General features: G+C 55.1%; 16 protein-coding genes. 8 read left to right on the plus strand and 8 right to left on the minus strand.

The genetic code is table 11. From position 1 onward, the window contains the following. Positions 1 to 4: 4 nt before the first annotated feature. The 4 genes from AC6T8Q_RS09985 to AC6T8Q_RS10000 all read right to left on the minus strand — a co-directional run bounded on the left by AC6T8Q_RS09985 (position 5) and on the right by AC6T8Q_RS10000 (position 6,512). Positions 5 to 2,359 carry a sulfatase-like hydrolase/transferase gene (locus tag AC6T8Q_RS09985; protein WP_500678937.1) on the minus strand — a complete coding sequence of 785 codons (2,355 nt, stop codon included), beginning with the start codon at positions 2,357 to 2,359 and terminating at the stop codon, positions 5 to 7. 129 nt (positions 2,360 to 2,488) lie between these two features. Beyond that, positions 2,489 to 5,005 carry an arylsulfatase gene (locus AC6T8Q_RS09990; protein ID WP_500678938.1) on the minus strand — a complete coding sequence of 839 codons (2,517 nt, stop codon included), beginning with the start codon at positions 5,003 to 5,005 and terminating at the stop codon, positions 2,489 to 2,491. Positions 5,006 to 5,059: 54 nt separating this feature from the next. Then, the gene (locus tag AC6T8Q_RS09995) at positions 5,060 to 6,130 is read right to left on the minus strand and encodes a linear amide C-N hydrolase (RefSeq protein ID WP_500678939.1); all 1,071 of its coding nucleotides are present in this window, start codon (positions 6,128 to 6,130) and stop codon (positions 5,060 to 5,062) included. 61 nt (positions 6,131 to 6,191) lie between these two features. Beyond that, a complete protein-coding gene (locus tag AC6T8Q_RS10000; protein ID WP_500678940.1) occupies positions 6,192 to 6,512 on the minus strand; it encodes a hypothetical protein in 321 nt (106 codons plus the stop codon). Positions 6,513 to 7,065: 553 nt separating this feature from the next. Here AC6T8Q_RS10000 and AC6T8Q_RS10005 point away from each other — a divergent pair. From AC6T8Q_RS10005 to AC6T8Q_RS10035, 7 genes are all read left to right on the plus strand, one after another. Further along, positions 7,066 to 8,919: a phosphoenolpyruvate carboxykinase (GTP) gene (locus AC6T8Q_RS10005; protein WP_500678941.1), complete on the plus strand. Its 1,854-nt coding sequence runs from the start codon at positions 7,066 to 7,068 to the stop codon at positions 8,917 to 8,919. 90 nt (positions 8,920 to 9,009) lie between these two features. Further along, positions 9,010 to 10,821, plus strand: coding sequence for a hypothetical protein (locus tag AC6T8Q_RS10010; protein ID WP_500678942.1), 1,812 nt, complete (start codon positions 9,010 to 9,012; stop codon positions 10,819 to 10,821). Beyond that, positions 10,818 to 11,696, plus strand: a complete 879-nt coding sequence (locus AC6T8Q_RS10015) for a hypothetical protein (RefSeq protein WP_500678943.1) — start codon at positions 10,818 to 10,820, stop codon at positions 11,694 to 11,696. The genes AC6T8Q_RS10010 and AC6T8Q_RS10015 overlap by 4 nt, the downstream gene beginning before the upstream one ends. Positions 11,697 to 11,872: 176 nt before the next feature. Further along, complete coding sequence (locus AC6T8Q_RS10020) at positions 11,873 to 12,817, plus strand: DUF1559 family PulG-like putative transporter (RefSeq protein WP_500678944.1); 945 nt, start codon at positions 11,873 to 11,875, stop codon at positions 12,815 to 12,817. 26 nt (positions 12,818 to 12,843) lie between these two features. Then, entirely contained in the window at positions 12,844 to 13,605 is a 762-nt protein-coding gene (locus AC6T8Q_RS10025; RefSeq protein ID WP_500678945.1) for a VTC domain-containing protein, read from the plus strand. Continuing rightward, the gene (locus tag AC6T8Q_RS10030; protein ID WP_500678946.1) at positions 13,602 to 14,294 is read left to right on the plus strand and encodes a DUF4956 domain-containing protein; all 693 of its coding nucleotides are present in this window, start codon (positions 13,602 to 13,604) and stop codon (positions 14,292 to 14,294) included. The genes AC6T8Q_RS10025 and AC6T8Q_RS10030 overlap by 4 nt, the downstream gene beginning before the upstream one ends. Before the next feature lie 5 nt (positions 14,295 to 14,299). After that, on the plus strand, positions 14,300 to 15,331 hold the full coding sequence (locus AC6T8Q_RS10035; protein ID WP_500678947.1) for an HlyD family secretion protein: 1,032 nt from the start codon (positions 14,300 to 14,302) through the stop codon (positions 15,329 to 15,331). 6 nt (positions 15,332 to 15,337) lie between these two features. Here AC6T8Q_RS10035 and AC6T8Q_RS10040 read toward each other — a convergent pair whose 3' ends face one another. Then, positions 15,338 to 16,645: an esterase-like activity of phytase family protein gene (locus AC6T8Q_RS10040; protein WP_500678948.1), complete on the minus strand. Its 1,308-nt coding sequence runs from the start codon at positions 16,643 to 16,645 to the stop codon at positions 15,338 to 15,340. 26 nt (positions 16,646 to 16,671) lie between these two features. After that, positions 16,672 to 19,788: a CHAT domain-containing protein gene (locus AC6T8Q_RS10045; protein ID WP_500678949.1), complete on the minus strand. Its 3,117-nt coding sequence runs from the start codon at positions 19,786 to 19,788 to the stop codon at positions 16,672 to 16,674. 319 nt (positions 19,789 to 20,107) lie between these two features. Here AC6T8Q_RS10045 and AC6T8Q_RS10050 point away from each other — a divergent pair, with 319 nt between their 5' ends. After that, a complete protein-coding gene (locus AC6T8Q_RS10050) occupies positions 20,108 to 20,350 on the plus strand; it encodes a hypothetical protein (protein WP_500678950.1) in 243 nt (80 codons plus the stop codon). Positions 20,351 to 20,761: 411 nt separating this feature from the next. Here AC6T8Q_RS10050 and AC6T8Q_RS10055 read toward each other — a convergent pair whose 3' ends face one another. Then, positions 20,762 to 21,490 (minus strand): hypothetical protein, encoded by a 729-nt coding sequence (locus AC6T8Q_RS10055; RefSeq protein WP_500678951.1) that lies wholly within the window; start codon positions 21,488 to 21,490, stop codon positions 20,762 to 20,764. Between the two features lie 24 nt (positions 21,491 to 21,514). Beyond that, positions 21,515 to 22,210 carry a hypothetical protein gene (locus AC6T8Q_RS10060; protein WP_500678952.1) on the minus strand — a complete coding sequence of 232 codons (696 nt, stop codon included), beginning with the start codon at positions 22,208 to 22,210 and terminating at the stop codon, positions 21,515 to 21,517. Between the last annotated feature and the right edge of the window lie 27 nt (positions 22,211 to 22,237).

The raw sequence follows: 22,237 nt of genomic DNA on the forward strand, positions 1-22,237 counted from the left end.
ACTCTTACGGTTTGAGGTCCACGGTGACCTGATCAATCTTTCCAGCAAATTTGAACGGTGGCGTGTACGCCTCGTCCACGGGTGAGCCCGTATCTTCGCCGATATCCAATGTGCCTCCCAGTCCCAAGGTAATTCCCTGAGTCTGTTCCAGCCGACCTTCGCCAACTTTCTTGTCGTTCACAAACAATGTGAGCGTTCCTCCCTTGCCCATTCCGCCACCATCATAAGTAAACTCGCCGCGCAGCTTGGCCTGACCCGCGGGTAAGGGACTTTTCGCAGCCACGCGCGTGGTTGTACGTCCCAAGAAATTTCCCACAAACACGGGCTTACCATCTTTCATATACAAGCCATAGCCGCCGTCACTGCCGCCGAGCGAAAAGATAGCGCCATCGGTCTCACCTTCGCCTGTTTCAATTGCGGCGGTAATCGAAAACGACTTGTTGAGAACATTCGGCGCACTGCCAGCTGGCAGCGCAACCATGCCAGGATAGTAAGTAAAAGATTTCCGCTTTCCGCTCAGCGAAGGCCGGCCTTGTAGCTCGCCATTCAAGCGTTCCGTCTTGCGGCCATCCAACGGAAGCACACTGTAGCGCGAAGCCTCGCTCCACCACAGGTCTTGCAATTCGCGTAGCTTCTCGGGATTACTTTTGGCCAGGTCGTTCGCCTGCGTGAAATCTTCCTGCAAGTTATAGAGTTCCCAGATGGCCGTATCGGGGTTCGCTGGCGCCGCAGAGCCTTCCCACGGAACATTGACCCGCGAAGCGGCCCACCAACCGTCGTGGTATATTCCACGGTTGAGTAACATTTCGAAGTATTGAGTTTTGCGCTTTCCCGGGGCATCGGCTTTGTCAAATGAATACACCATCGAAACCCCTTCCAGAGGTTTCTGGGCCACGCCGTTGAGAATATCCGGGAACTCGATGCCAACCGCTTCATAGATCGTGGGGGCGACGTCGATCACGTGATGGAATTGGTCGCGCACGTTCCCCTGATCTTTAATCCGCGCCGGCCAAGATACGGCGAGTGGGTTCCGCACGCCTCCCAAATGCGAGGCAATCTGCTTGGTCCATTGAAACGGCGTGTTCATGGCCCAAGCCCAGCCCGCGGGAAAATGATTGAAATGCTTGGGGCCACCAATCTCGTCGATGTGCTTGAGATTGTCCTCTAACGATTCGGGGACGTTGTTAAAGAACGAATTCTCGTTCAACAATCCAACGAGCCCTCCTTCGGCAGAGGCCCCATTGTCGCCCACCTGATAAAAAACGAGCGTGTTGTCGGCGTCGGGGAGTGAGCGAATAACTTCCAACAAGCGGCCCATTTCGTAATCTGTCTCGGCGGTGAAGGCTGCGAAGACCTCCATCATGCGCGCGAACAATCGCTTTTGATCGGCGGAGAGTGAATCCCAGGCAGGCAACTCTTCGGGCCGCTTCGTTAACACCGCATCCTGGGGAACGACGCCCAGCTGCTTTTGGCGGGCGAAGGTTTCTTCGCGATATTGGTCCCAACCTTGATCGAACTTGCCTTTGAACTTCTCAATATATTGGGGCGAGACCTGATGGGGAGCATGCGTCGCCCCCGTCGACATGTATAAGAAGAAAGGTTTGTCAGCGGCAATCGAACGCGTGCCTCTCAGCCAAGCGATCGCATGGTCGACCAAATCGGGCGTCAAAATGTAATTAGGATCGGTCGAACGCGGCACCAAATTGTGGTTCTCATAGAGCGTAGGCTGCCACTGATCCATGTCGCCCCCCATGAACCCATAAAAATAGTCAAACCCTAAGCCGCTGGGCCAACGATCGAACGGCCCGACTTGGCTGGTCTCCCAATCGGGCGTGTTATGATTTTTGCCAAACCACGCCGTGGCGTAGCCATGCTGGCGCAAGACTTCGGCAATCGTGCCGACATTTTTGCCGATGATGCCGGTGTAGCCGTCATAACCTGTCGCGGCTTCGGTGATGACGCCGTTACTCGTGGAATGATGATTGCGCCCGGTGAGAAGCGCGGCCCGCGTCGGCGAACAAAGGGCCGTCGTGTGAAACCGCGTGTATTTCAAACCTTGCTTGGCGACCGAATCGAGCGCGGGGGTTTCGACTTGTCCGCCGAACGTGCCAAATTGCCCATAGCCGGCATCGTCAATCAAGATAAAGACGATGTTGGGTGCCCCTTGGGGAGGCTTCACGGGTTGAGGAAACTCGGGCGGATCGCTTTCCGCGATCGTGCGTCCGACACTTCCCTTAAAATGAAAATCAGGAAATGGCAAAACTTGAGTTTGCTCTGCCGGGGCCGCGGGTTTCTCCTGCGCAGTCCCTGGATTTCCTAAGAGTAGGATCAAGACAAAGACACTGGCGATGTTTTTCATCTTTGAGCTTTCTGACGAATTAGCGACAAGTTGGCTATCGTGAGGCGCAGGGAGAACAAGTTCGAGCTCTCCGCCGACTCGCGCGTATTATTGGCAACACGCCAGCATGTGAAGTTAGGATTTTTCGACTTACTCACTCGCCTTGTTGTTCCGCTGGGCTGCTTGCAGTTTCGCGATATCTTCGGGCGAGAGTTGTGGCCGATCGACTTTGATCGTCAACTTGTTCAACTTCGCAGTCAGAGCAAATGGCGGCTGGTAATCTGCGTCGTTCACCCCGGTGAGGGTGTCTGAACCAATGTCAAAACTTTCGTCCCATTGCAGGATCATGGGGAGAGTTTTGGGCATCGCTTTTGTATCCACGACTTTACCATCGACTTTCAAAGTTCCCGTCCCTGGGCGACCAAGGCCGCTCATGTTATTGAAAGCCAGCGTGCCGACTCCCAAGCCGTCATATTTGAAATCGAATTCGACGGTATGTTTGCCTGGCGCCAGGGCATCGGGACCTTCCCACTTGAGGCGTTCCAGGTTGATGAGATTCCAAAGGAAGACCGGCTTACCCTTGAGCAGGTAAAATCCGTAGCCCGCAAAACGACCTCCGGAAGTCAGCATCATTCCTTCGGCGCCATCCGCAGGCACTTCGATCTCTGCCGTGATGGTGTAAGAGCTATTGAGCAAAAACGGAGAATCACCTTGTGGCAGACCGACCATCGGTCGCGTATAGACAAACTCAGTGCGGCCAGCAGTGATGTTCGGTCGCGGGGCAACGATGCGTGCCGCCACGGAAGCATCGAGCGGGAAGACCTGATACTTCTTCGCTTCCTCGACGAACATCGCCTTCATGGCCTGCACTTTGTCCGGATGCTTGTCGGCGATATTTTGGGATTGGCTGAAATCGTTGTTAAGGTCGTACAGTTCGAGCACTTGGTTATTGAGCGGATCAGGATTCGCCGTGCCGAACGCTTCCCACGGCGCGCGGTTGACCTTCGTGCTGAGCAGCCAACCTTCGTGATAGAGGGCGTACTGGCCCATCATCTCGAAATATTGGGTCGTGTGCTGGGTTGGCTCTTGGGCATTCTTCGCGTCAAAGGTGTAGGCGAGGCTCGTGCCTTCAATCGGCGCCTGCTTGATACCGTCCACCATCTCTGGCGCGGGGATGCCGCAAGATTCGAGAATTGTCGGCACGATATCAATCACATGGCAAAATTGCTCGCGGAGCGCACCTTTGTCGGTGATATGACCGGGCCAAGAGATGGCCATGCATTGGCGGATGCCGCCGAGCTTCGAGGCATTCTGCTTGAACCAGCTAAACGGCGTGTCAAAGGCCCAAGACCAGCCGGCCGACATGTGGTTGTATGTGGCTTCGGTGCCCCAAACGTCGTACCATTTCATTTGCACGGGAACAGGGACCGAGACGCCGTTAAAAAACGCGACCTCATTGGGGGTGCCCAGCGGCCCCCCTTCGGCGCTCGTGCCGTTGTCGCCATTGATGTAGATGATGAGCGTGTTATCGAGCTTGCCCATGTCCTCGATGGCTTGAATCACGCGGCCAATTTCGTGGTCGGTATAAGCTTCATAGGCGGCGAAAATTTCTACCTGCTTGATGTAGAGTTTCTTTTCCTCGGGCGTGCAATCGTCCCAATTCTTGATGATCTCGGTCGGCCAAGGCTCGAGTTGGGCATCCTGAGGGATCACGCCAAGTCGTTTTTGGTTCTCAAAGATTTGCTCGCGGAGTTTGTTCCAGCCCTCGTCAAAGAGGTGCATCTCGTGGATTTTGTCCACCCATTCTTTGGTCGGATGATGCGGCGCGTGAGTCGCCCCCGGAACGTAGTAACAGAAGAACGGCTTGCTGGGGTCTGTCTGATCGATTCGGCTGAGCCAATCAATCGCATCGTCGGCCATGCCCGTGATCAGGTTCCATTCAGGTTTGCCTTGAAAGGGATAGATTTGGGTCGTGTTGCGGAAAAGGTTCGGTTGCCATTGATTCGCATCGCCGCCGATAAACCCGAAGAAGTAATCGAAGCCTTGCCCGATGGGCCAGTTTTCAAAGGGTCCGACTTGGCTGGCTGCGAAGGCTGGCACGTTGTGGTCCTTGCCAAACCAGGAAGTTGTATAGCCATTTTCTTTGAGAATCCGGCCAATGGTGGCTTTGTCCTTGGCAATGATGCTGTTGTACCCGGGGAAGCCGGTGGATTGCTCCGAGATCACGCCGAAGCCCGCCGAATGGTGGTTGCGGCCGGTGATCAGTGCCGCGCGAGTCGGCGAGCAAAGCGCGGTCGAGTGGATATTGTTGTAGCGAAGACCGTTCTTAGCCACGCGATCCATGGTCGGCGTGGGGATGACGCCGCCAAATGTGCTCGGCACGCCAAACCCTGCGTCGTCGGTCATGATCAGCAGGATGTTCGGCGCCTTTTTAGGTGGCACCACGCGTGGCGCCCACCAAGCTTTTGATTGCAGGGCATCGTCCTTGATGACGCCGCCGAATTTGGGATCGGGGGGCGGAAGTTGCTTGCCGTCAATAGTTGTTGTCGCACTGGGAGAGCCTAACTCACCTGTGACTTCTTGCCCGTGGGCGACACAACAAAAACAAAATAAGAAAGCAAACGCTGCGCACAGCGAGCGCAGTTGTCGATGGGAAATCCCTCGCATACAAAACCCCTCTTAGTAGTAAACGTCTGGCGAACGTGCAAAAATTTCTAAGGCTTACTGCGGCGGTGTGGCTAGCAAAAACTGGAACGGCTTGGCCGGTTTGAATTTGCTGACCGCATTGCCAGAATAAATCTCGCCCCCGGAGACCATCAGTTTTTTGACCGGTTGTCCCGCGGCGAAATTGATTTTATCAAGGCTCACCCAAAACAAGCTTGGGCTGCGCACCGATTCGAAGTAATAGCGTTTGTTCTTTTGATCGATGACCGACCGCCACAAGGTCGAAGCGATGTTGGGTTGGCCAGGAGTCGTAATTCCCAGCGGCACCGACACGTTGCGGATCACGCTGAACGCGGCGGCGAGGGCTTCGGCATCCTCGGCAGTTTGCTGGACGGCGTTAATATAAAATGAAGCGCGGACAAAACGATCCGCCGCGCGGTTCGTGCCGGGAAGCATCGTCGTGCCGCCGATTTGTTGCCAATAGCCATTCAGTGCGAGCTGTTGATCGTAGGTCGGCGAATTGGTCATCACCTGATATTCGCGGCCGTGGTGAATCACAAGTTTGCCATCAATGTATTCAAAGATGGCCGAATCGCCGCTCGGATCGGAAATCGCCAAATGCCCAGTGCCTGCATGACCATCGGGAGTCATCACCTCGACGACGTAAAACGGCTCGGCACGGAGAGCTTCGACCGCTTCGTTAACTGTGGCAAAATTGTCGAGAACGTATTGGGCCCAGGCCGCGATAGAAATCGGCAATCGCATGTCGTTGGGACCGGGAGTGGGATACTTGGACTCGGCCAAGTAGAGCAAATTAACGACAAATCCTTTTTCGTTGATTCCATCGGCCGTGGCCGCATCAAAAGCCGTGACGACGACGCTGCCGTATTTTGACTTCCAAGTGATCGACTTCGGCCCAGCGGCACCGTTGCGGCTCATGCCGCGGGGGAAAATCCACAGATTCGATCCAATCGGCGCCGCCCAATCCATGCTTCGCACGGTGATGACGGTGTTTTCCGGACCAAGATAAACCGCCCGCGAGCAGGCACCCAGTGGTGCGGCCAGCACCGTGGCACAAACACAAAGAACAACAAAAGTTCGCAAACCGCCCAGATAGAACTTTTTCAAACGCTGATCTCCTTGTCACCGGGAATGTGGTCGGACCCATCAATGTCGACCTGTTTTGATGTCAATCTTTGGCTGGCTGCTGGTCATGAGGAATGGGGAGCTGAGGAAATGCCTCATGAATTTTCCGTTCAACCCGAATCTCCTTGTTCGTCTCGTCCATGGCTGGCGCGGACAATCGCAGGAAATTCGCCCGTGACATTTCCTCGGGCATGATACAGGTGGCCGTCTCGGGCGAGCCCTCGGAACAAGTGTCGTCCATCACCGGGGCCGATGTCGCAATCGTGGGCTCTCTGAAGGTTTGGACAAATCCCTGGGTGGCGAAGTAACCCACGGCAACAGCCAAGGACAACAACAAGACCGACTTCAACCGGCTGAGTTCCATGGCTTTGTCTTTTGCAGGAAAACAGTGGGGGCACTTGGTAAGCATGCTTGTGTTGCCGGTCAGGCGTCCGTTCGCCCGACTATCACAGCTATCACAATCCTATGATCTTGCGCCATGCACTTTCTGCTTATGGGTCTCATTACGCACCCCTGCGGCTTGTTTTCTAGCATGTTTTAACTGTTATACAAGCGATAAGGGTTGTTTCTCTTGCGAGATTGTCATCTGATTGCTCATAGAATTCATGGCAACGAACTTGTTGGGCTGTCACTTCAAATTCTCTGTTACTGACCGTGAATATTGACATGTAGGAGAGTGTTAAGCCTGCTTCTCAGTCTGAACGGTACCAGCATCTTTCCGTGCCGATTCGCACACATTGCCCGGGCGATTCCCCGTGAGTTTTCGCGAGAGCGTGAAAAATTCCCGCATTTCGTTCACAATCGTTTTGGTGCAACAGTTGCTTTTACTCCCAGGAAACCGTCACAATCACTCGTAGAGCGCGGTCGGAACCGTGCCGAGTGTGATCCACCGCGTTAGTCCCCGTGAGGAGTGTTCGATGTCTGCCGTCGCCCCAGCCGTTCCCAAAGTCGTTAAGAATCGCGAGATCGTCGCCTGGTTCGATGAGATGGTTACGCTCTGCCAGCCCGACAACGTCCATTGGTGCGACGGTTCGCAAGAAGAATACGACCGCATCTGCGAAGAGATGGTCGACAGCGGCACGTTCATTCGGCTTAATCCCGAGAAGAGGCCAAACTGCTTTTTGGCTCGCAGCCACGAAAGCGACGTCGCCCGCGTGGAAGATCGGACTTATATCTGCTCGCTGAGCAAAAACAACGCGGGACCCACCAACAACTGGATGGCTCCCCGCGAAATGAAGGCCATGCTGGCCCCCAAGTTTGAAGGGTGCATGCGCGGCCGCACGATGTATGTGATCCCCTTCAGCATGGGGCCGCTGGGCTCACCCCTGTCGCACATCGGTATTCAAATTACGGATTCGCCTTATGTGGTTGTGAATATGCGGATTATGACTCGCATGGGGACTGCAGCGCTGCAGGCTTTGGGCGATGGGGAATTCATCAAGTGTATGCACTCGGTTGGTGCGCCGCTCGAACCAGGACAGGAAGATGTGGCTTGGCCCTGTGCGACCGATCCCAAGGACAAATATATCGTCCACTTCCCTGAAGAGCGCTCGATCTGGAGCTACGGCAGTGGTTACGGTGGGAACGCTTTGCTGGGCAAGAAATGTTTTGCGCTTCGTATCGCTTCGGTGTTGGGACAGGAACAAGGCTGGCTCGCCGAGCACATGCTCATCACGGGCGTGAAGAATCCCGAAGGCGAGAAGACCTATGTTGCCGCGGCCTTTCCCAGCGCGTGTGGGAAAACTAACTTCGCGATGTTGATTCCACCCAAAGAATTCCAAGAAGAAGGTTGGGAAGTCACCTGCGTGGGAGACGACATCGCATGGATTAAGGCTGCCGATGACGGCAAGATTTACGCGATCAATCCCGAAGCCGGGTTCTTCGGAGTTGCTCCGGGAACGAACGTAAAATCGAATCCCAACGCGATGGCTTCGATCCACGAGAACACCATCTTCACGAATGTGGCCCTCACCGACGATGGCGACGTGTGGTGGGAGGGAATGACCGAGAAGCCGCCCGCACATCTTATCGACTGGAAAGGGAACGACTGGACCCCCGACAGCAAGGAAAAGGCCGCGCACGCCAACTCGCGTTTCACTGCTCCGTTGTCGCAATGCCCGTGCGTTGATCCTGAATACGACAATCCCAACGGTGTGCCGATATCGGCGTTCATCTTTGGCGGGCGCCGTGCGACGGTGTTGCCACTGGTGTATCAAGCGTTCAACTGGGCATTCGGCGTGTACACTGCCGCGACCATGGGAAGCGAAACCACCGCGGCAGCGTTTGGCAAGCAAGGCCAAGTCCGCCGCGATCCGTTGGCGATGCTCCCCTTCTGTGGCTATCACATGGGAGATTACCTAGGGCACTGGCTCGACTTTGGCCGGAAGCTTCCCAACCCGCCGCGGATTTTTAACGTCAACTGGTTCCGCAAGGACGCCGATGGCAAGTTTCTGTGGCCAGGGTTCAGCGAGAACATGCGGATCTTGAAGTGGATCGTCGGCCGCTCGAAGGGCAAGGCCGCGAGCATCGAAGGCCCGCTCGGCTGGATGCCCCAATATAAGGACATCGATTGGCGCGGGCTGGAGTTCTCGGAAAAGCAATTCGAGCAACTCATGAGCGTCGAGCGCGGCGAATGGATGCAAGAAATCGCTTCGCACGACGAACTGTTCTTCAAGCTGTACGATCGTCTTCCCAAGGAACTCACGTTCATTCGCGAGTTGTTGCTCTCAGGCTTATGGCGTTCGCCCGAGCATTGGGATATGACGAAGTAGTGGGAGTGCTGTAGCCGAGGTCTTTGACCTCGGCTCGGCCGCTCCGACCTCGGAGAGGTCGGCTACAGTGATCTATGCTATAATCGCCCCATGGCTTATGCGGTGGCGATTCTGTTGACGTCGGCACTCACGACCGTGGGCTTATTGGCCTTGTGGGCGGCGACATCGCGCGCCCATTGGTTCTGGCGGACGATGGGATTCCTGGTCGCAATTGCGCCGGTGTTGCTGATCCCCGCCTACGAGCCGTTCGTGGCGTTCGTGATTCAAGGGGCGGTGGTAGCTGCCGGGATTCAGTTGGCGAAGTGGCGCACTGCGCGCATGAACAGCGAAATCTTTTTCAAATCGCGGTTTTCGATAAAAACGGTGCTGCTGGCAATGGTCCCCATCGGAGTGCTAACTGCGGTTGCAGTGCGTGTACCTGAGCTTAACTGGTACGCATGGCAGAGCGTCATTTTGATTGGATTAGGTGGAGGATTAGCCACGCTTGCGGCATGGTGGGTCACGTATGGCCGTTACGACAATTGGAAGATGCGTGGCCTGTTGGCCCTACTGATCGTGTCGACGGTTTCGATAGGTGTATTTTGTGGCGACCATTTTATGATAACTGTGGATGGCATAACCGGTTGGCCACCAGATCCAGCGGCGCTTGGGATTAATCCTTTCGGAACGTACACCGATGGTGCTCCGGCACTCATCTGGACGCCGATTTTGCTGGCAGTTGCTACGTTAACCGCTATTTTTTCCGGTTTAATGCGTGGTCTCGTGGATTCTGAATCGACGCGGCATCTCGTTCGCTTTCGGACCGGTGTTGCAGTCCTATTGTTACTGATCACGGCGGTTCCCGCGGCGTTACTTTATATGGCGTTGATGAACCCGCTGCGCATACCGCCCGCACAAATCCCCAATCCGAATGGATACAACGATTTTCTTAGTGCAGTTGAGTTGTTGCCAGTCAACCCGTTGGTAGATAGCGGTAGCTTTGATTCAGAGACTGCCTCTGAGCAAGAGCTAGAGCAGGCCAGCAATGAAATCACTACGGTGCTTGACCGGGTCCGCAAAGGTTTTGAAAACGACGCCATGAAAGCCCTGAGCTATGGCGAAGTTGACCTCGCACTGCCAGATATAAAAGGATTTCGAACGATTTCTCGAGGGTTCGACGCTCAAGGGCGGTTATTGCTCAAACAAAATCAACCGGTCGAGTCTGCAAACATATTTATTGATGGAGCGCGGTTTGGGACTCTGCTCTCGCACGGCGGTTTGTTGGTTGATGATCTGGTAGGGGTTGCTTGTTCTGGCATTGCCTATAGAGGATTGCATAAAGGGGTCGAGCAATTACCCATCGAGCAGATTCCTAAATTGATTGCAGAGCTACAACAACTCGAAACGGAACGCGATTCGTGGGAAGATGTTATTTATCGCGACCGTGTGTGGTCGCAATGTACTTATGGCTGGTACGGGCAGTTGCAGGATTTGCTATCGCAATACTTTGACAATGGCTGGAATACCGCGGAAGCCTATCAAGAAGTTCGCCAAAAAGAACTCGCCGTGATAAGGCTGCTACAATTAGAGCTGGCGCAAAGGCTGTGGCAAGCTGAACACGAAGGCTGGCCAGAGTCGATTGACGAACTAGTGCCTGACTATATTGCCGAAATTCCTGTCGATCCGCTGTCACTGGAAGGTGAAAGAATGAAGTCTGTTCGCAAGGGTGAACGACTTATTATTTACAGCGTCGGTCTCAATCAAAAAGATGAGGATGGAGCAGAGGCAGAAGATGACAGCGGATACCGCGACCAATTCACCGGCGACCTGCGTCTGGATATTCTTTACGAACCGATAAACCAAACTCCGTCGCCAGCACTTGCATTGCCAGTAGTTACTGAAGCTGAAAAATCCGAACCATGAACCGACTGATTTCTCTTATAGTGATTATCGCCGTGGCCTTGCCGCAAGCTGCACACGCCAAGCCCAAGGGCGAGACTGTTGGCCGCGTGCAGACGGGCGAACTGCAAGAGATTTCCGGCATCACCACTAGCCACGTAAATCCCGGCGTCGTGTGGCTGCATAACGACGGCCCAACCTATCGTCTGTTCGCGATTCGCACGACGGGGGAAACGGTCGGCGTGCTTGAATGGCCCAACGCGATGGTCGACTTTGAAGATGTCGCCAGCGGGCCAGGGCCTGAGGATGGGAAAGACTACCTCTATATTGGCGACATTGGCGACAATGACGGCCGTCGTCCGCAGATCCGAGTTTATCGCACGGTCGAACCGGTGCTGGCGAACGGCGATCGCCCGGAATACTTGCGGGCGCAGATGGAGGATTTTCGCCTTACCTATCCCGATGGACCCCACGATGCCGAGGCGTTGTTCATCGACCCGATCAGCCGCGAGTTGTTAATCGCCACGAAGGAAAAAAAGGCGACCATGATTTATCATGTGCCTCTCGCCGACTTGAAGCCGAAGCAACCCATCGAACTTAAGCTGCTCGCCACACTAGGCGTGGGAAGCATTTCGGGTGGAGATATTTCCCGGGATGGGAGATGGTTCGTGTTGCGGAGCGAGAAGGAAGGATGGCTCTGGCCACGCGAACCACAAAGAGATCTGATGCTGACGTTCTCGACGACGTTGCCGCAAGCAATTCCGGTGCGAGGTAAAGATCAAGCAAAAAATGGCGAAGCGATTTCGATTGATGCCAGCAGTACCGGCTACTACACGATCAGTGAAGGGGAATACCAACCGCTGAAACTGTTTCCTCTGCCGGGGGTGGATGGCCAGTAAACACCTGACTATATCCACTAGAATTATAATACTGAATATAAATCTGCCTGCAATAAGATTCTGCAAAATTGCAGTGTCCAGATGTTGGCCAAATTGGAATTTTGTATATATTATGAAGATTGCGTGATTTTTTTAAAGAACTCTTCTCAAAAGTTTTTGGGCCTGTTCGCCATCCTATGACGCACCCCAACAGCAAATCTGGTTTTACCCTGGTTGAACTGCTGACGGTCATCGCCATCATCGGCGTGCTCGTGGCACTGATTCTCCCCGCCGTGCAAGCCGCGCGAGAATCCAGCCGCCGCACTCAATGTGCCAATAACTTGAAGCAGCTTTCGACGGGCCTGCTCAACTTCGAATCGGCCAACAAAAAATTTCCCGCGGGCCAGCGCTGGTCCGGCCCACGCAAAGATCCCGGCACCTATGCGATGGCTTGGTCGGCGATCTTGCTGCCGTTCATCGAACAGCAAGCGGTGGCCGATCAGCTCGATTTTAAAGTTCCGTTCACCGATCCGAAGAACATGCCGGCGTCTTCGCAGGTCATTAGCGTCTATCTTTGCCCGAGCACGTCGTTGATCGAGGAGCATCGCACAACCGACGCGCGGCTATTTAATATGTCGCCACTCGCTGGCGATGGTTTGGGATGCTTGGATTATTTGGGAATCTCAGGTCCCGATAAAGATGCCAAGAATCCTACGAGCAAGGAATACTATGGCCGACAGCGCGGCATTCTGATCGGCACCAAGGGACTGCCCAACGGCGATAAGCTCGAAGACCCACCCGCGATCAAGGCCTCGGATGTGACCGACGGCTTGTCGAACACGGTGTGGCTTACCGAATGCACGGGGCGTGGTGCTGGCATCAAAGACAACGTGATCGACTCGGTCCATGGCGCCTGGGCGTCGGGCAACAACGTCACCCACATCGACAAGAAGATCAACGACGCCAAAACACCCAAGGCCTGGTACGAAGAGCGGATTTTCAGCGAGCATCCCGGTGGGGCTCATTTCGCCATGTGCGATGGCTCGGTGCATTTTATGTCGGACGACACGGGCGAAAAGCTGATTCGCTCGCTTTGTAGCCGCAATGGTGACGAACCAATCGACAAGCAGAACTTAGAATAACACGCGGTGTTAATAGGAATATGTCGATGGGTTACGACGCTGGCCGCTCCGAACACAAATATCTCGTCAACGAGACGACCGCGGTCGCGCTGCGCAGTTTCGTGCGGGCTTATCTGACCCCCGACCGTTATATGCCTGCTGGCGACTCAGAAGGCTACCACGTTCACAGCCTTTATCTTGATAGTCCTTGGCACGAGCTTTATCGGGAAACAACCGATGGGGTCAAGAATCGCTACAAGCTGCGGATGCGATTTTACAATGAGTCTCCGTCATCCCCTGTGTTTCTGGAAGTAAAATCACGCACCACTGATGCCATTCACAAGCTGCGGGCCGTTGTGAGTAAATCCGCTGCGACGGCACTACTCGCGGGCATGACTTTAACAACGCAGGATTTGATCAACCCCAGCGAAAAGTCGATCGTCGCGCTCGAAGAATTTCGGCGACGCATGACGAGTCTCTCGGCACGTGGCTGTGCGTTTGTCTCCTATCAACGCGAAGCTTACATGGGACTTGATCTCGATGAAGTTCGCGTCACGTTCGACCGCCACATTGCCGGCATGCCTTATGACCCCACCGCAGGGTTTAACTTGCCCAAGCAGCGAGCCGAGGTGTTCCCTGATCAGGTGGTTGTCGAGCTTAAATATTCCGGCAACGTGCCGAATTGGATGCGCAACTTGGTGCGTGATTTTGGTTTACAGCGCACGTCGTTTCCAAAGTATGTTCACGCGGTCGATGCGTTAAATCTCAGTCCGGCCCAAAACGTAGCCAGCGTGCGAGGTGTGGCATGATGGATTGGCTGAGCGTCTTGCAATACGGCGATTCCGGGGCCTCCCCGCCGCCAGTCACGATTTTGGTTTCGCTGCTGCTGGCCTTCATTGTGGGCCAACTTGTCGGCTGGATTTACATGGCGACCCACACGTCGCCCTCTTATTCGTCGTCGTTCGTGGCTTCGCTGGTCGTGCTGCCGGTGATCGTCGCGTTGATGATGATTCTGATGTCCGGCAGTTTGATGATCGCTTTCGGGCTCTTAGCTGTGTTTGCGGTCGTGCGATTCCGCAACGTGCTCAAAGACACTCGCGACACGACCTTTATTCTGTGGGCGATCGTTGAAGGCATGGGGGCGGGAACCTATCGCTATGCCACGACGTTGATTGGCGCGGTGGTGATTATGGCGGTGATGTTTTATTTGTGGTGGACCCAATTCGGCGAACGGCATCGTTTCGACGCAGTGTTGTCGCTCTTAGCCCCCGCCGACGGTGGCGCCACGCGGGCCAGCATCGAACGGGTTCTGAACCGCTATTCTGACCGACTGCTACTCACCGGCGAACGGCAAAGCCCGGATGCCCGCAGTGTACTCAGCTACCGACTGTTGCTACGAAATCCCTCTCTCCGCGAACAATTGCGTAGTGAACTCGCAGCCGCGGGTAACGTGCAGGAACTCTCATTCACCGTGTACGACGATGAAAACGAAAGCTAATATCGATGGCCGACGCAGCTGCACAAAATGATCGAGAATTCGCTGGCAAAGTGCCGCTTGCGCGCAGTGTGCGGCTTCGTCGCTTGCGCGTGCGGGCGCTGCCGGTCATGTGTCTGTTGCTTTCAGTCGGCGCTTGGCTGGCTTTGTGGCGTTCCCAGGCACAAAGCGTTCAAGGCGTGGGCCGCGTTTCGACACTACGAATCGACATCATGAGCCCAGCCTCGGGCATGATTGCCCGCATGCCGCACCACACGGGCTTGCAATGGAGTTTGTTCGATCATGTCCGCGAAGGGGATGTCATTGCCGAATACGACGACAGCGAATGGCTTGCCGGCATGAAGCAGTTCGATCACGACGCGGCGGTGCTGCAAAAAGAATTGGTCGCCTGGCAAGATTACTTCGCCAAGGAAGCCGCGCCTGCGGTGAGGGATCAAGTAGCTCAGTTGGTAACGAAAGAAACCGAACAACTCCAATCGCTGGCAGCACAAGTACAACTTGGCGCCGCAGGGGACCGCGTCACCAGTTCCGAATCGTTGGAACAACAAACACTACCCGTTGATCTTCCCGCCGCGGCGCGGGAGCATTTCACCGAGTTACGCAACGAGCGACAGTTGCTGGCCATTCGCGCGCTGCAGCTGCGTAATCAAGCGGATGCACTCCAAGTGCGAGCGCCGATTAGCGGTACGCTCGTGGATGTGTTTTGCTCGCCCGGTCAGCGACTCCATGCGGGGGCACCGATTGCCACGCTCGCCGCGGATCACGGCAGCTACATCGTTAGCTATCTCCCCGAAGCAACCCGCTTCGAGCCCCTGCCCGGCATGCGGGTGACGCTGCGTTCGCGAGCCATGGGTGCCAAGGCCGTGGAGAGCGAAATCGAAGAAGTGGGCCGTCAGATTGAATCGATCCCCACGTCCTTGGCAGTCAATCCCGCGGTTCCCGAGCGAGGCTTACCCATTCGCATTGCCCTGCCAGCCGAAATCGATCTGCAACCCGGCGTGCTCGTTGACGTGATTTATCACGTTGATGCAACGATGTGATGTCTATTACTGGCGTCTGCCAACAATCAACACCGCACCAAACGTAAGCAATAATAGTGCGTTCGGTTCTGGGATCGCCACAGCTGCGACAATCGCCGGCGCGCCGTACTCCTCGGACCAAATCGCCAGATCTGCGGCATCGACGTCACCATCGCGGTCGGCATCGCCTTGGGAATGCGTGGCACCAATCGCTGTGCCCGTGCCGCGTTGCCAGGCGAGAAAATCGCGGCCGTCGACATCGCCATCTTCATCGAAATCGGCCGAGGGAATCGCCGAAAGTTCAAACGTGACGAGCGTGTTGAAACTCACGGGATCACTGCCATTGCTATTGTCGACCACTCCCACGAGCAGCCAATTGCCGTTGGCGAGGCGCGGACCGAGGGTGAGTCCTTCAAGATTCTGGCCATTGGCACCCGCGGCCGAGCCAGACCAGATCAATTCTTTTGAAACAGGTGTGTAGGACTTGCCGATGAGTCCCGTATTGAAAGGGGCCGTGCCGACATCTGTGGCGCTTGTGGCGTCGATTTCATAGATCCTACTTTTGTACAGCAGTGCTGAGACTCCAACATCGAAAGAGCGTTCCAATCCGAAAAGTGTGCCATCGGGCAGCGTCACCAGATCCGCCAGGCCACTGCGGCGCTCAGAGCGAATTCCGGAGAGATGAATTGGCTGAACCTGATAAGCATATTGCTCGGCGGCAGACACCGCGTTGCCGTCGACATTCAATTTTAATAGCCGCACGGTGGTGCCGGTCGAAGCGGTCGCCAGTGGTCCGTCGACCGTGAGTGCTTCTTCGTTGGCAACCCACATGGTCGAACCATCAGGACTCCGGGCCAGAGCTTCGAAGCCGCGATTGGCGCGGCGATTAGAAAACACGCTGGGAATGCTCGCCGTTTGCAAAGTGGCTCCGGTGCTGAGATCGTATTCACGCACGCCGGGGCTGTTTTCCTCCGAGAGGAACACGCTGTTGCGAGTCGGGTTCGTGTAGGCGGCCCCTTCAAAATCAAAGCTCGCTGCAAGTGTGAGCGATGCCGTGGTGCTGGCGGCAACGAGCGATCCCGTGGGAGACAACTCCACGTCGAGGGTGAGCAACTTGCCGCCATCATCTTGGACGGCCAGAAACGTGTGGTGCAGTGCCGTCGCACCGGGACCTTTGTAGGTGATGCCGCTCAGTTCTTCAGCCGCGACAAGGGACGTATCAATCAGAACGTTCGTTGGCGTAGAAATCTGCCACTTCGCGGCCTCGATGCGACTACTGATGCTTGCAATCAGCAGTGTTCCCAGCATCAATGTCAGTGTGCGAAACGATATCATAAGGCTTTCGGTATTGTGCGAGAGGATTACTTCGCTGGGACCGGCACCGGAGCTTGCGGGGGGATTGTTGGTTTGCCCTGCACAGGCGTTGGATCGGCAGGTTTTGCTTTTTCTTCAACAACAGGCACTTCGGGCAAAGTCTGGGCTTCGAGCGGCTCGCCAGCGTCGACCAATAAATAGCCCGACCAAAAGAACGGATGTTCCGCAGTGGGCAAAGTACTCGCGTCTTTGAGTTTCACTCGAGGTTCGAGTGCTGGTTCGAGTGGCAACTCCTTGGCGACTTCCACGCAGCGCTGCCAAGCTTCAACCGCCGAGGTACGCGGCAACTCTTGTATGAACTCGCGCATCAGTTCCAAAGTCGACTGCCCCCCCACGCGCCAGCGGCTCAAGAGAATCGTTTGGGCACCGCTCGACATCAGGCTGCAACTGGCGATGAACAACTCACTGCCCGGCGGCATGTTATCGTTGCGTTTACGAGAGGCCTTACCCCCCTTTTCGGCAATCGTGTGCGCGCCGGGGAACAACAAACGTTGAGGACCGATGCGGGGCAAGTTCACCCATGTTCCCAATTGACCTTCTTCTCCTCGTCCCGCTGCAATCGGTGACCACAGAAAAGGCTCAGCCCGTTCTATGTCAATCTCATTGAGCGACAACAAGGCATCGAGCACGGTGGCCACTACAGGGGGTGACTCGGGCAGCGGCGCGGGAAGGGAAATGAAACTGGGCATAACCGCTTGAAGATTGGCCAGTTCTGCTTCGCGATCCGCCACCTTATCGCCGGGAACAATTTCGCTGCCGGCAATTGTCGTGTGGAGAATGCGCCGCCAAGGGGCAGCCTGTCCCACGGCCAGACCCATCGTGGGGACGACGCGAATTGGGACGACCGAATTGAGCGTAGCCGGTTCACCATCCACCTTCAAAGGCAACGCACCTAAGGGGACATACCACACGACGCTGTCGGGAACAACAATCAGTTCCGTCACGGTCGCGAGGTCCAACGACGAACCCGTGAAGAGGGCTTGAAACAAAGCTTCTCCCGATTCGCGCCAATCGGTCGAGGCAAGCTCCTTTTCATCGAGCGAATTGTTGCGGTCGTGATTGCCGAGATCGGCAAGAAATTTACTAACATCCCGGCCAAGTGCCGCCGACGTTCCGCAATTCCAGATCGTCGAAGTGCTGTCGGTCAAAAGGAAACCCATCAGCTCGCCAGCAGTTTCGTGAAACACGACAACCACTTGGCCCGGCTGGAGACGAGCTTGCAAATCCTCGACCGCAACTACGGGGGGAAACTGAAATTCGCTGGGTGCGCGGCTCAACCCCAAGCGCGACACCAGTATCTCGCGCTCATTAAGATTGTTTGCCCAACTTCGCCAAAGTTTGTCGAGTGCTTTGGAACCCGCTTTGTCGTCTGTAGGCTTCCACTGTGTGCGGAGCTGCTGATGCAGTGCTTGACCATCTTTGGCGAGACCGGCGTATTCGGGATAGCGGAGCAAAAGATCATTGCGCAAGCTCCGTGAGCTCGGGCTCAACATATTTTCTGGTGATTCCAACGTATCGCGAATCGAAGCCAGCCGCCCGCCAAGTTCCAGCGCGTTAAAAAAGCGGCGACGCTTGGCCAGATCGGCCACTTCTATGGCGGCGGCTTTTTCCTTGCGCTCACCTAATGCGGCGATCCAACGGTCATAAGAATCTTCGAGTGGGGCTTTTAACATGGCAAGTGTATCAAGCGGACGAAACGCCCAATCCCGGGGTCCGGGATCACTCAGCATATTTTCATAGATTTCAACCGCGACGCTGGCTCGTAGTAGTTGGTCGTCAAACCAACGATTCGTGGTTTGTAACTGCATGAATCGCGACGACATGTTGTAGTGGTTGGCAATCGACGCATTCAGAACGTCGACGGCGGACTCTTTGCCCAGTTCCGCGAGCACGCGGGCTTCGAGATAGCGCGACCAATTGCCAAGCAGTCCCGTGGCCGCGTCGTTGAGTCGACTTTGGCCGCTTTGAAGCGCTGCAGCCGCTTGTTTCCACTTGTCGGCATTCATCCATTCTTCGGCACGGGTAAAACTCAATCGCGCGTAGAGATGGTCCAAGCGTTCGCGTTGGGCCCATGCCGCAGCGGCATCGAGAACAGGGATTGGTTGGGGATTTGGCGCGCCGAGCCGGTTCATCGCCATGTAGCGGAAAGCTTCGTCGATCACGCCTGGGTCTTCGTAATAGATGCCCGAGATGCTGGCTTCCAAAAAGAGTCGATCGGCGTTGTCGAACTTACCAGCTTCCATGGCGAGCCGTCCTTGTTCGAGCAAGGAAATACAAGTGAGCGGGTGATCGAACTGGCCCGCCATCCGTTCAGCGCGTTGCAATCTTTGAAAGGCCTGATCCAGATTGCCTTGGCCAGCATAAGCGAGTCCCAGTAAGAGATCGGCCCAAACATTCGACCAATGATTCGGCGGAGTGATCCGCGCGGAAAGTTTGTTCACCAGATCGCGTGACAACGGGTCATACGGAGCCAGCGGACCCAAAAGTTCGTTGCGCCGACGAATGGCGAGCGCGGTTGCGCGGATGATTTCCACGGCATCGATTTGCCAAAATTGCCTCTGACGAAGTACGCCCCCCTGCTGGGCGGTCTGGCTTTGTGTGTTGAGGTCATCACCGAAGCTAATCATCATCTGGGAAGGGACATCACCCAAAACGAATTTTCGCGTGCTCGGTCCCCAAGGAAGGACCTTACGGGCCATGCCCGCATCGGCTCGCGGAGCTTCGCGAAACTCAATCGACAGCACCCAGTTGGGATACTGCAAAAACATCGCGCAGGCTTCGTTGAATTGCTCAAGCGCGGCGGCAGGCTGCCCTTGGTGATATAGCACTTCGCCCCACAAAGCGTGATAGCAGATCGCGTCGATCCAGCGCTGTGTCACGCCGATCCTGACGGAGCTGCGGGCTTCGCGCATGAGGGTCCGCTGGGCATCGCGGTATTCGCCCCGATAGATGTCATACACCGCGGTGTAGTAGTACTGGCTGGGCAGGGTGTCGGTCACCGCCACCGAGCCCTGACCGTGCGCCTGATGGCGGCCCGTGAGGCCAATCAGAATGAACCCCACAAGCGCCGTGCGCTGAAGGATTTTGAAATAGGTCGCTAGCACGCTGTTCTCCCTGTGCGCGGAGGGTCTCTGTTCCAAGAAGAGCGCTGCCGCTAGCAATCTCAGGCGAGTGGCGCGCGTAGTTTCATTCTATCAGTCTCTCAGGAAAAGGCGATTTCCCCCGCAAAAACGCGGTGAAGACGCCGCCGGGAAGAACACCGACAAACACCGGGTCTGCCAGCTGCTGTCAGCAGTAGCACCCACGGAAATGCAAATTCTTCGGCAGAAGTCAAAGTTTGCCGTTCAGGACGACGATAACGATTGTGACGCCGGTAACGTGGAATTGGTCCGGCAAATGGTCCCTCCGTCAGGAGCAACGATTGTGAAAACTTCGTCCGGAAAAACCCGATTCAATGCCACGCTGCTCTGGAGTGGGCTCCTTATGCTCGGGTCGTTGGCGGCCACGGGTTGCCAAATGGACATCGCGGGCCAAACCTTGCCCAGCGGTTACTATCTGAGCGACGACGTGCAATACTACGCACCAGGGCCGGAATTCAAGTTGGCTCGCGAAGCCGCGGCTCTCAAAGAACAGTCCGCCAACAACATCAGCGAACCTCAACAGTAGGTGACCGCGATTGTTGGCTCGGGATCATGTTCCAAGGAATTCAATCAGCAAGTCTCGCGAGGACATCAATTTTTGCCGCTTGTTGCTAACGACGGTTTTCAAGAGTTAGCAACAAGGTTGGGGGGGACGGCGCCTCAGTGGCAGACGTCTGAGGAACGCGACCAATGCGTCGCGTGCCTCAGACGTCACTGCCCGGGGAACTCAAAGCCGAAACCGGCAAGGATTCTCGCATATCTCACCCCGCCAGGGCGAACTCCTGCCCGAACTGATTCTCCAGCAGTGCTCAAATCCAAGATGGCAAATTGAATTCTTGGCCGAGCATGGTGGCTGTTGTCGAGAGCATTGATCGATCTTCAAGACGCTCAATACGCAACATTCGAGAGAATGATGTTTTCTTTGGACCAAACCCGTTCATGACAAAATTCTCCGTCTGCAAGAACGATGCGCAACTAAAGGCCCAAAAAATGTGAGCAGGCAGATCCCACTCGGTTCTGGGATGAATTTGCCATACTGTAGGTGATCAAAACTAGGATTGAATGAAGTCGCACCTGGGATAGGACGTCGCAGTTGTTGGAAACTGACTGAATATATCCCAAATGGAGACGTGATGCCGATGAACCAGTCATCGCTAGTGTCAAAAGCCCGGGAGACGATTCCCTCGAATTCAAACGTCTCGGTTGCAAAACCATTTTCCCCAAGACCAAGAACGTATATCCTTCCTTCGGACCCGCTGTTAGCAGTCAGAACAAAACCTACCGCCGTCGGGTATTTACCGAAGGCTGTGTCATTGAAAATCCACTGTGTATAAACAGTGCAGTTTGAACCGATGCATGCATCGGGAGGAAAAGCATGGACAGAGTATCCTCCCGTATCAAGACCGTCAATAACGCCGTCGTCACCATCGACAGAGTTTCCCTGTATAGGAAATATTGAACCAGAAAAACCGCTTTCTAGCCCCGGCGTCAGCACATCGTCCTCAAAATCTTCCAAAAAGAACGTCGTGCCGAGCCCGCTCAAATTGAACGGACTATCCGCCGCACTGCGGTACGGGGTCGGTCCAAGAAACGTGAAAGCAGCGTGCGAGACGCTGCTTCCCGTTAAAAATAATCCTGAACACAGAATGAATCGCAAAGCGTTCATGAGACGGTCCTCATTCACGGAAAATTAGGCCCAGCAATACCCACGTCCAGGGTAACACGATATGGCCAGAACGGATAGCAGAAAAGCACTGGGCTCTGGCACCGCGAGCCCATACTGCACGTGATCTACCAAGACCCCAGGAGCCGAAAAACCCCTTGCGAAAAATTCAACTTGAACTATGCCGGCAGGATTTAAGATGCCAATAAATCGATCATCAGCTGAACTGAAGCTATTAATCACAAGACTATTTGTGCTGAACGTGGCACGATTACTATCGTTATCAATCACAGTAACTCCACTATCAGGTCCGGCACCACTCGTGATTACCAGCCCAACCGCCGTTGGAACAAAACCGAGCATTCCAACATCAAATTTGAATTGAATAATTTCGGTTGTCAGAGCGGCATCAATAACCATATTCGGTCCAGCGGAAAAGCCAGTAAAGCGTGAGTCGTCGATCACACCATCGTCGGCATCAACTGAACTCCCAATCTGTCTGACAATCTCCAGAATTGGATCGGGGCCTATGTCCAAACCGGGCTGGGGAACCAGATCCTCAAAATCCTCCAGAAAGAACGTCGCACCCAGACCGCTGAGATTGAACGGACTATCCGCCGCGCTGCGGTACGGGGTTGGACCGAGAAACGTGAAAGCGGCGTGAGAGACGCTGCTGCCAAACAGAAGCAACCCTGAACACAGAATGAATCGCAAAGCGTTCATGAGACGGTCCTCATTCACGAAAAATTA

Origin of the sequence: Bythopirellula sp. (assembly GCF_041737835.1) — a bacterium.
In the GTDB taxonomy this organism is placed as follows: Bacteria; Planctomycetota; Planctomycetia; order Pirellulales; family Lacipirellulaceae; genus Bythopirellula.